The following is a 10290-nucleotide window of genomic DNA, read 5'->3' as shown; positions in this document are numbered from 1 at the left end:
TGCCCATCTCCAACCCCCATATCTGCCATGCAGATAGGGAATCACAAATCAAGCCTCATGGGAATCCTGAATCAGAAAGCTCGCAACCCGCTCTAGTGCCGAGGTGCAAATGGATTGGCCTGAATCCGGGCGCTGCTGTCGCGGAAATGTCAAGGAATGGCCGCTTGCGGAAAGGGGTTTTTAGGATCATCAACAACCTGTGCTAGCATGCCCGCACCGATCCGGCCCCAAGCAGAAGGCAGCTTATGTCCCCGAGTGGCGCAACAGCCAAAGACCGAAGGTTTCCAACGCGCTACAGGCTCGCAGAGGGAGTGACGCTGACCGAAGTCCAAGACCGCAGCCGCAACACGCCCGGGGCTTTCGTGAAGACCGGGACGGGCGCGCTATTCCGCATCGGGCGCGAAGAGCTGTTTCTGCTGCGCGGCCTGATCGACGGAACCCCGTTCGTGGATCTGGCCGAAGAGTTTCGGCGCAAAATGCATTTCGCGGTTGGGATCACGGATATTCAGTCTTTCGCGGCCGACATGGTCGGCAAGAAGGTCCTGACCGGCGAAGATGCCACTGCAAACACGCCGCAGCGTCGGCAGCGGCCCGCGGTGGTTGCGTCGAACGCTTCGGAGACCCGCGGGATGGAGAAAGCCGCCGAGGCTGAGAGCGCGGCGGATGAGAGCCCGGAAAAGACCGGGCCGCGTCCCGAGGCCGGGCGCGACACCCGCCCGGAGGCGTTCGCTTTCGACGCGGGCAGCGATGACGAGGACGACGACGAAGACGATCTGGGGCGCGTCGAGATCGAGGAGGTGCTGCGCTTCGGCCAAAAGGCCGAGTCCGCGCGTAAGCAGACGACCGGGTTCGGTGGGGCCGACCCACGGATCGCCCAGCGCGAGATGGCCTTCGAGGGTAAGGAGCCCGAGCCCAACATCCGAGACATGGATATCGTGCTGTTCAATCCCTCGAGCCTGCTGCGAGGGCTGACCAAGGTTTTCTGGCCGCTTGCCTATGTAATCAGCAGCATTCTCCTGCCGCTCGGCCTTCTGGCGATCCTGTCCATATTCAACCGTCTGTCCGAAGTGCAGGCTGCGGTATTCGCGTCCTCGACGACCTTCAGCCTCGCCGCAATCCTAGTGATGTCGCTCTTCACCGTAAATCTCGTCACTCGGCTGGTGATTGGCGCGGTGATCCAGCGTCGCGGCGGAGAGGTCCGCCGCTTCGGGGTGAATTTCCTGTTCTTCCTGATCCCGCGCTTTGCCATCGATATGACCGCTCTGGCCAAGCTCGACCGGGATGGCCGCATCGCGGTCTTCGCCTCGGCGCTGCGCACGCGTTTTGCCATCTTCGCGCTGGCCACGCTGTTTTGGGCGATGTTCCGGCAATCGGGTACGTCCATCGACGAGATCATGGCAATCCTCGGGCAGATGGCGCTTTTTTCCTTCCTGCTCTTGGCCTTTCCGCTGTTCGGGGGCGAGGGGTATCAGTTGCTCTGCGCGCATTTTCAACAACCCATGCTGCGCGAGCGCTCGATCTCATATCTCTTCGGTTTGAAGTCGGCCCCGAAAGACCCGAGCGCCGCGGATCGCTGGGCCTATTCGTTGTTCGGGATGGGCTCGCTGCTGACTTCGGCGCTTCTGGCGACGCTGCTCGTCGCCTATCTCTCGACTGCGCTCGAGAGACGGTTCAACGGCACGGGCGTCGTGATCTTCCTCGTGCTGCTGGGGCTGACGCTCGTCTGGTTCATGGTCAGCCGCGCCCGCGGGCGGAAACTGCGCAAGCACCTGATCAAGGAACATATAGCCGCGCAGAAGGCCACACAGGACGGCGGCGCTCCAGGCCGTCCGGGCCTGCCGGCGCTGCGGCCCGCGAACACGCTACCAGTGCCCGCGCAAAAGACCTCCATGCAGGTCTACAAGCCGTTGCCCGGGCTTTACGGCGACAATGCCAAGGGCAGCCGGTTTTGGGTCTGGGTCCGGCGGTTTCTCGGGATTGGAATGCTTGCAGGGGCCGTCTTCGTGGCCTTCCTGCCCTACAATTACGAGACCGGCGGCGATTTCACCGTGCTCGCCGATGACCGCGTGCAGGTCGTGGCGCGTGTTCCAAGCGAGCTTGCGCTGTTGGCGGTGGACGAGGGCGACATAGTCGCCGAAGGCGACCTTTTGGCCGAGCTCGACAACACCCGCGAACGCCACCAACTCCAGGTCTCGCAGGCCGAGCTTGCCAAGGCCCGCGCGCAATTGCGGAATCTCGAAGAGGGGGCGTCCGCCGAAGAGATTCGCGTCGCCGAAGAACAGGTCGAGCGCCAGCGTGTGCAACTGCCCTACCTGCAATCCGAGGCCGAGCGCGCCGAGGAGCTGCGGGGCAGAGGGGTAATCCCCGAGGCAGAGGCGGAGCGCCTGATCGGGGCTTATGAAACCGGCAAGGCCGAGATGCGCGCTGCCGAGGCCAATCTCGAAAAGGTGCGCGCGGCGGCCTCGGCGACCGAGATCGCGATCCTCCAGGCCGACATCGACCGGCTCGTGGCGGAGGTGGATTACAACCAGTCGAACCTCGATGCGACGCGGATCGCAGCCCCGGTAGCCGGACGCGTGGTCTTCGCCCGCGAAGGCCCGGTCGTCGGCAAGTATTATGACCGCGGCACCGCGCTGATGGAAATAGAGGACCACAGCATCGCCCGCGCCGAGATCAAGGTGCCCGAAGCCGATGTGGGCCTCGTAGAGGTAGGCGAGCGGGTGCGGCTCAAGTTCTGGTCGCTGCCCGGCGAAGAAAAGATCGGGACGGTGTCGAGCTTCGCGCCGGTCGCCGAGGACGAGGAATTCGGCAAGATCGTCCGGGTGAAGACGTCGCTCGCCAACGAGAACGGTCAGTTCCGCCCGGGCATGACCGGCTACGCCAAGATCGAAGGGGCCGAGATGAAGGTCTGGGAGGCCTATACCCGCCTCTTCGTGCGTTTCTTCCTGATCGAGTTCTGGGGCTGGATCCCCTGATTTGTTGCTCTGCCTCGTGCCATCGGCGCTGGGCCGTGCCCTGTGTCGAGGTCGGGGCGGGCGGGCTCAGGCGCGGTTGCGGTAGAGATCGGGATTGACCACTTCTGCCATAGCCCGGGTATCGAGCGACAGCCCGAGCCAGGCCGCGATCCCTTCTGCGGCACGTTCGGGATCGCCCACGACGCCCGCGTAATCGACGTCATAGACCTCGATATTGTCCCGCTCGGCGGCCCACTCGCTGAAGGCCTGCATCTCCTGCTGGAAAAGCTGTACGAGCATGTCGCGGGCCTCGACGCCCGGGTCCCGCCCCTCCCGGACAAGCATCTTTTCCTGAGAGCGCACCACCTCGGTCACGTCGCGGCGCATTAGGAGGATCTTGTAGGGCACCTCCATCGGCAGGTCGTATACCAACTTGTAGATCACCTTGACCGCACGGCCACGGGATTGCGCGACCCAGGAGCGATCCGCGTCGAGGTCCTTGACCGGCTCGAACTCGTAATAGCCCATCGGATTGTCTTCGTTGGCTTCGCGCAGCCCGTCGGCCACGGGTGCCACGCCGCCTGCTTCAAGCATGCGCATCATCATGGAGGTGCCGGACCGCGGAAGGCCGGAGACGACGGTCACAAAGTCAGGGGCTGTGGTCATATTTTGGGCTCGAACTTCTCGATAGGCAAAATGGGTCTTGGCAGGCGGCATGAAGACACCGAAAATGGTGAACAAGCAATAATTTTGCTAAGATTGAAACGGAAAGATCTTTCAAGGGGGCGTATTATGACCGAAAAACCAGGACCCAATTTCATAAGTGATCACTTGAGCCGCGACGGTCTCGACCAGGAGGCTGCGGGCGGCAAACAGCCCTACGACGCCGGGCAGATCGGATCCGGTGGGGGGGGCGGTCAGAGCTTTGCCCGCCAGCGCTTTGCTGCACAGGGTCCGGGCGACCAAGGCCACGCGGGCCAGGGCTTCGGAGCGCAGAGTGGTGGCCGTTTCGGGCAAGGTCAATCAGCGGCCCAAGGTCCAGGCCACGGGGGCGCACAAGGCTTTGGTCAGGGTCGGGGCTTTGGCGGCGGAGCATTCGCCGGGCAAGGCGGGGCCGGAGCAGGCGGCTTGGGTGGCCAGGGCAACCCGGCGCTGATGCGCGCCTTCTTGATGGGAGTGATGGCCGGTCGTCGCCTCGCCGCGGTCGGAGGTGCTCCCGGGGCTGGACAGGCCGGCGGCTCAGGCCCGATGGCAGGCCGGTTTGGCCAGGCCGGCGCTGGCTGGGGTGCTGGCGGCCAGGGCTTCGGCGGTGGTGCCGGTGGCGCGGGCCCGATGGCGGGCCGCTTCGGTGGCGGTGCCGGTGGCGCGGGTCCGATGGCGGGCCGCTTCGGCGGCGGTGCCGGTGGGACGGGTCCGATGGCGGGCCGCTTCGGCGGCGTTGCTGGTGGGGCGGGTCCGATGGCGGGTCGCTTCGGCGGCGGTGCCGGTGGCGCGGGTCCGATGGCGGGCCGCTTTGGTGGCGGTGCTGGTGGGGCTGGCCAAATGGCAGGTCGCTTGTGCGGGGCCGCGGGCCAGCCGGGCGGGACAGGTCGATTTGGCGGCGGTGCCGCTGCGGCCGGACGCTTTGGCGGGGGTGGGGCAGTCGAACCGCAATATGCGCCCAGTCCGTCCACGCAACAGCAGCGCTCCACCTCCGCCTCGGCTCCCTTGAAAAGTGGGGCCGACAAGGAGACGGAGGCGAGCTGAGCCGGGCGGGCCACGCGCTCGTCGACATGTCGTGGGCCGGCGCGCGAGATCCGCGCCGGCCGGCCTGTTTCGACCAAACCGCGCGTCGAGGGCCTTCGTGGCCTTATCCCCGGCATCCTGCTCTGCTAAGTTTTCGGAAAGCCCGAGACCGCAGGAGGAGGCACGCCATGGACGGACAGATATCGCCCCATTCCGACGTGATCGAGGCGCTGCGGGCCGAGCTGGGCGACCGGCTGTCCACCGGCGCGTCGATCCGCGATCTGCATGGCCGGGACGAGGCCTATTCCACCCCGCACCTGCCCGATGCGGTGGCTTTCCCCGAGACGACCGAGGAGGTCAGCCGGATCATGGCGCTCTGCCATGCCCATCGCTGCCCGGTCGTGCCCTTCGGCATCGGCTCGTCGCTCGAGGGCCATGTGATCCCGCTCCAGGGCGGGATTTCCATCGATACGAGCCGGATGAACCGGGTGCTTGCGGTGCATGAGGCCGATCTCGACGCGGTGGTGCAGCCCGGTGTCACCCGCAAGCAGCTGAACGAGGAATTGCGCGCGACGGGGCTGATGTTCACCGTCGATCCCGGCGCCAATGCGAGCCTCGGCGGCATGGCCGCGACGCGGGCCTCGGGCACCAACGCGGTGCGCTACGGCACCATGCGGGAGAACGTGCTGGCGCTCGAGGTGGTGCTGGCCGATGGCCGGGTGATCCGCACGGGCACGCGGGCGCGGAAATCCGCGGCGGGCTACGATCTCACGCATCTGTTCCTGGGCTCGGAGGGCACGCTCGGGATCATCACCGCGCTGACCGTGCGGCTCTTCGGGCAGCCCGAACGCATCTCGGCGGCGACCTGCGCCTTCCCGGACGTGCCCGCGGCGGTGGATACGGTGATCCTCGCCATCCAGTCAGGCCTGCCGATGGCCCGGATCGAGTTGCTGGACGAGGTGCAGATGCGCGGCATGGCGCTTTACAATCCCGATCTCGACATGCCCGAGGCGCCGCATCTCTTCCTCGAGTTCCACGGCACCGAAGCGGGCGTCGCCGAACAGGTCGCGCAGTTCCGCGAGATCGCAGAAGAGCACGGCGCGTCCGAGTTCAGATGGGCGACGAAGACCGAGGACCGCACCCGGCTCTGGGAGGCGCGGCACAACGCCTATTACGCCGCGCAGGCCCTTCGGCAGGGCGCCAAGGGCGTGGTCACCGACAGCTGCGTGCCGATCTCGGCGCTCGCCGAGGCCATCGCGCGCACCAAGTCCGCCATCGCCGAGGCGGGGCTGATCGCGCCCTTGGTGGGGCATGTGGGCGACGGCAATTTCCACCTGTCGATTCTGGTCGATCCCGAGGCGGCGGACGAGGTCGCTGCGGCGAAGGCGCTGGCCTCCCGCGTGAGCCACATCGCGCTGGAGCTTGGCGGAACCGTAACCGGCGAGCACGGCGTCGGCACCGGCAAGATGGGCTATATGCGCGACGAGCATGGCGATGCGCTCGACGTGATGGCCGATATCAAGCGCGCGCTCGACCCGCTGAACCTGATGAACCCCGGCAAGATCGTGGAGGTGTGAGGGGGCGGGGGGCCGACGCCGCGCGTCTGCGTTGGCGCTTTCGTCATTTCGCGCACACGGCGCAATGACGTGGCGCGATAAGGCGTCCATGCCGCGCGGAACAGCGCCATCCCGCGGGCAAGCATCTGCATCGTTTCGCCATTCGGCTCGTTTCTTCGGTCCGAGGGTCGAGCGAAGTAACCCGAGGCGCGGAAACAATGCTGCTAGCAGCCGCCGCGCCAGCGCCGGTCCGGCCCTATCGGACTGGCGCTTTGGCGCCGCAATCGCGCCGCGGGAACGGAGCGATGATCCGGCAGCATAAAGCACTGACCACAAACATTGCTGCGCCAGCCCGCCGGACCGGCGCCCCGCGCGATGCGTCTGTGACAAGACCCCCCGGATCAGACCAGCGGACGACGCCCCACCGTGCCCGAACCCCCCCTCAGGTCACCCGACCGCGCACCCGGTACTCCGGCGCCTGCCAGGCGTCGGTCGCCATGATCTCCTCCAGCACCTCCGCCGCGCGCAGCACGTCCGCCTCGTCCAGATAGAGCGGCGTGAAGCCGAAGCGCAGGATATCCGGGGCGCGGAAATCCCCGATCACGCCCCGCGCGATCAGCGCCTGCATGATCGCATAACCCTCGGGATGCGCGAAGGAGACCTGCGACCCGCGCGCCTCCGCCGCCCGGGGCGAGGCCAGCGTCAGCGACGGGCAGCGCGCCTCCACCTCGGCGATGAAGCGCTCGGACAGGGCGACCGAGGCCGCGCGCAAGGCCTTGAGCGTCACGCCCTCCCAGGCGTCGAGGGCCGCATCGAGCACCGCAAGCTGGATCACCGGCGGCGTGCCCACGCGCATCCGCTCCACCCCGGGGGCGGGGCGGTAATCGCGCGCCATCTCGAAGGGGGCGGCATGACCGAGCCAGCCCTGCAGCACCGGGTCGATGCTGTCGGCGAGATCGGGGCGCACGTAGATGAAGGCCGGCGCGCCCGGCCCGCCATTGAGGTACTTGTAGGTGCAGCCCACCGCGAATTCGCAGCGGCACGCGACCACGTCGACCGGCAGCGCGCCCGCCGAATGGGCGAGATCCCAGATCATCACCGCGCCCGCGTCATGGGCGGCGCGGCTGATCGCGGACACGTCATGGCGCCGCCCGGTGCGGTAATCGACCTCGGTCAGCATCACCACCGCCACCCCGTCGTCGATGGCCCCGAGCACGTCTTCGGGCGCGGGTGTGCGCACCTCGTGGTCGCGCCCGAGATGCCGCACCAGCCCGTCCGCCATGTAGAGATCCGACGGGAAATTCCCCGCATCCGACAGGATCACCCGCCGGTCGGGGCGCATCTCCAGCGCCGCCGACAGCGCCTGGAAGACCTTCACCGACAGGGTGTCGCCCATGGTCACTGATCCCTCGGGCGCGCCGATCAGGCGGCCCACCCGGTCACCGACGCGGCGCGGCAGATCCATCCAGTCGCGGCTGTTCCAGGCGCGGATCAGCTCCTGTCCCCAATCGCCCTCGATCACCTCGACGGCGCGCCGGGCGGCCCCCTTCGGCAGCACGCCCAGCGAATTGCCGTCGAGATAGATCACCCCCTCGGGCAGGTGAAAGCGGTCCTTCACGGGCAGGTCGGTCATGCGGGCTCCAGTCGGATTGCGGTCTCCTGCCGGTAGCGGTTGCCCGGGCGCAGCACAACCTGGTCCGCGAAAGAGCGGTTGGGCGCGTCGACCCAGGCCTGCGGCTCCAGCGCGACGCCGCTGCCCGGCCCGTAATGCGCGCCGTCGAGCCCGCCCGCGAGATCGAGATGCCGCCCGTCATAGACCTGCAGCCCCGGCTCGGTCGTCTCGAGATGTAGCGTGCAATCGGGATGGATCAGCGCGGCCACCGGGCGCCGCGCCTCGCGATGCCGCGACAGGCACAGGTTGTGGTCGATGGGCTCCGTCACCGGCTGCCCCGCGCGATAGTCGAAGCGGGTGCCCGCAACCGGGGCCGGATCGCCCTCGGGCACGTTCCTCGCATCGACCGGCTGGTAATGATCGGCGGCGATGCGCAGACGCGTCTCCGGACCGCGGGCATAATAGACATGGCTGGCGAAGTTGCACAGCGTCTCGCGGTCGCTGACGGCCTCGATGTTGAGATGCAGCGCGGCGCCCGCAACGCGGTACTCCGCCACGACCTCCAGCGTCCCCGGAAAGCCCATATGCCAGTCCGGCAGCGTCAGCGCGAAGCGCGCATGCGCGGCCGAGGCGTCTTGAAGCGTCCAGAGCTTGCGCCACGCGCCGTCGGGCCCGCCATGCAGTATGAGATCGCCCTCGTTGACCGGAAAGCGGCAGGGCATGCCCGCGATCACCGCCCGCGCCCCGGCGATCCGGTTCGCGACCCGGCCCACCAGCGGCCCCATGAACTGCGTGTTGTCGAGGTATCGCTGCGGATCGTCAAAACCCAGGATCAGCGGTCGCCCGACCGCCGCATGGCGCAGATCGATCAGTGCGGCGCCGGCATTGGTGACGCGCGCGCGCACCGGCCCGGAGCCGAGCGCGACCTCGACGAACGGCCCCGCATCGGTGTCGCGCAGAGGGCGGATATCGGCGCTCATGGCCGCGCGCCCCGGGGCGGGCGGGGCCTGCCTCTGGCGGCTGTCCTTCGGCCTGTCATCGCGGCGCTCCCTGCTCTTTGGGCTCTTCGGGGACGACAGAACCAGCCAATCGGCGCGAAGGGAAGCCGCCCGGGATCATTTTCCGCGCGCTGGGGGCTACATAAACCGCCGTCGGTCGCGTATGACGGCGCAAAGCATCCTGATGAGAGGCGGTCCGCCATGATCCGCAGAACCTTCCTGTCCCTCGGCCTGGCGCTCGCCGCCGCCGCGACCTCCGCAATCGCGCAAGACGGCCCCATCGTGGTGGGCGAGATCAATCACTTCAAGCGCATGGCCGCCTTCGCCGAGCCCTACCGCAAGGGCTACGAGATGGCGATCGAGGAGGTGAATGCCGCGGGCGGCGCGGATGGCCGCCAGATCGAGGTGATCTTCCGCGACGACCAGGGCGAGCCGGGCGAGGCGATCCGCATCGCCGAGGAACTGATGACCCGCGAAGGCGCCGTGATGCTGACGGGCTCGATCCTGTCCAATGTGGGCCTCGCGCTTTCCTCGCTCGCGGCGCAGAAGGAATGGGTCTACCTCGCCTCCGAACCGCTGGCCGACGCGCTGGTCTGGGAGAACGGCAACGACTGGACCTTCCGCCTGCGCGCCTCGACCTACATGCAGGCCGCGATGCTGGCCGAGGAGGCCGCCAAGACCGACGCGCTGCGCTACGCGACCATCGCGCCCAACTACGCCTACGGCAAGGACGCCGTCGCGGCCTTCAAGGAGGCGCTGACGGCGCTGAAGCCCGAGGTCGAGTTCGTGGCCGAGCAATGGCCGCAGCTCTTCCAGATCGACGCCGGTGCCGAGGTGCAGGCGCTGGAACGCGCCAAGCCCGACGCGATCTACAACGTCACCTTCGGGCCGGACCTAGCGAAGTTCGTGCGTCAGGGTACCGACCGGGGGCTCTTTGACGGGCGCGCGGTCTTCGGCCTTCTGTCGGGTGAGCCGGAATACCTCGAACCGCTCGCGGACGAGGCGCCCGAGGGCTGGGTTGTCACGGGCTATCCCTGGTACGCTTTCGAGGACGGCCCCAATGCCGATTTCGTCGCCGCCTACACCGAGCGCTTCGGCGAGAGCCCGAAGAATGGCAGCCTCGTCGGCTACATGACCGGCCTTTCGGTGGCCGCCGCGCTCGACATTGCGGGTTCGACCGACAAGCAAGCGATCCGTGCCGCCTTCGAGGGGCTGCAGGTCGAGGGCCCCGTCGGGCCGATCACCTACCGCCAGATCGACAACCAATCGACCATGGGCGCCTTCGTGGGCACCACGGCGCTGGAAGATGGCGGCGGCGTGATGGTCGACTGGACCTATCGCGACGGCGCCGATTACCTGCCCGCCGACGACGCGGTGCGCGCGCGCCAGGGGCAGTGACGACCGCTCCGGTGACGACACGGGCGGGGCCGCCAGGTCTCGCCGCT

At 67.6% G+C, this 10290-nt stretch carries 8 protein-coding genes; 3 read left to right on the top strand and 5 right to left on the bottom strand.

What is annotated here, in order from left to right; translation table 11 throughout:
• The first annotated feature begins 311 nt into the window (after positions 1-311).
• Entirely contained in the window at positions 312-2975 is a 2664-nt protein-coding gene (locus tag BW990_RS13980; RefSeq protein ID WP_076448737.1) for an HlyD family secretion protein, read from the top strand.
• 66 nt (positions 2976-3041) lie between these two features.
• On the opposite strand, the gene BW990_RS13975 is transcribed toward BW990_RS13980, so the two are convergent.
• The 3 genes from BW990_RS13975 to BW990_RS22475 form a co-directional block, all read right to left on the bottom strand.
• Positions 3042-3548 (bottom strand): sulfotransferase, encoded by a 507-nt coding sequence (locus BW990_RS13975; protein WP_234990264.1) that lies wholly within the window; start codon positions 3546-3548, stop codon positions 3042-3044.
• Positions 3549-3731: 183 nt separating this feature from the next.
• A complete protein-coding gene (locus BW990_RS21450) occupies positions 3732-3977 on the bottom strand; it encodes a hypothetical protein (RefSeq protein ID WP_143526198.1) in 246 nt (81 codons plus the stop codon).
• Between the two features lie 216 nt (positions 3978-4193).
• On the bottom strand, positions 4194-4496 hold the full coding sequence (locus BW990_RS22475) for a hypothetical protein (protein ID WP_159441658.1): 303 nt from the start codon (positions 4494-4496) through the stop codon (positions 4194-4196).
• A 371-nt stretch (positions 4497-4867) separates the two neighbouring features.
• Between BW990_RS22475 and BW990_RS13965 the strand changes: the two genes are divergently transcribed.
• Positions 4868-6256, top strand: a complete 1389-nt coding sequence (locus BW990_RS13965) for an FAD-binding oxidoreductase (protein WP_076448735.1) — start codon at positions 4868-4870, stop codon at positions 6254-6256.
• Positions 6257-6677: 421 nt separating this feature from the next.
• On the opposite strand, the gene kynU is transcribed toward BW990_RS13965, so the two are convergent.
• Positions 6678-7868 (bottom strand): kynureninase, encoded by a 1191-nt coding sequence (gene kynU / locus BW990_RS13960; protein ID WP_076448734.1) that lies wholly within the window; start codon positions 7866-7868, stop codon positions 6678-6680.
• Entirely contained in the window at positions 7865-8827 is a 963-nt protein-coding gene (locus BW990_RS13955) for an aldose epimerase family protein (protein WP_076448733.1), read from the bottom strand. Before BW990_RS13955 ends, kynU begins: the two co-directional genes overlap by 4 nt.
• Before the next feature lie 219 nt (positions 8828-9046).
• On the opposite strand from BW990_RS13955, the gene BW990_RS13950 reads away from it, so the two are divergent.
• Positions 9047-10243, top strand: coding sequence for an ABC transporter substrate-binding protein (locus tag BW990_RS13950; RefSeq protein WP_076448732.1), 1197 nt, complete (start codon positions 9047-9049; stop codon positions 10241-10243).
• Positions 10244-10290: the final 47 nt, after the last annotated feature.

The organism is Roseivivax lentus (genome assembly GCF_900156805.1).
GTDB lineage: Bacteria > Pseudomonadota > Alphaproteobacteria > Rhodobacterales > Rhodobacteraceae > Roseivivax > Roseivivax lentus.
This window is presented reverse-complemented; position numbering and strand designations above follow the sequence as displayed.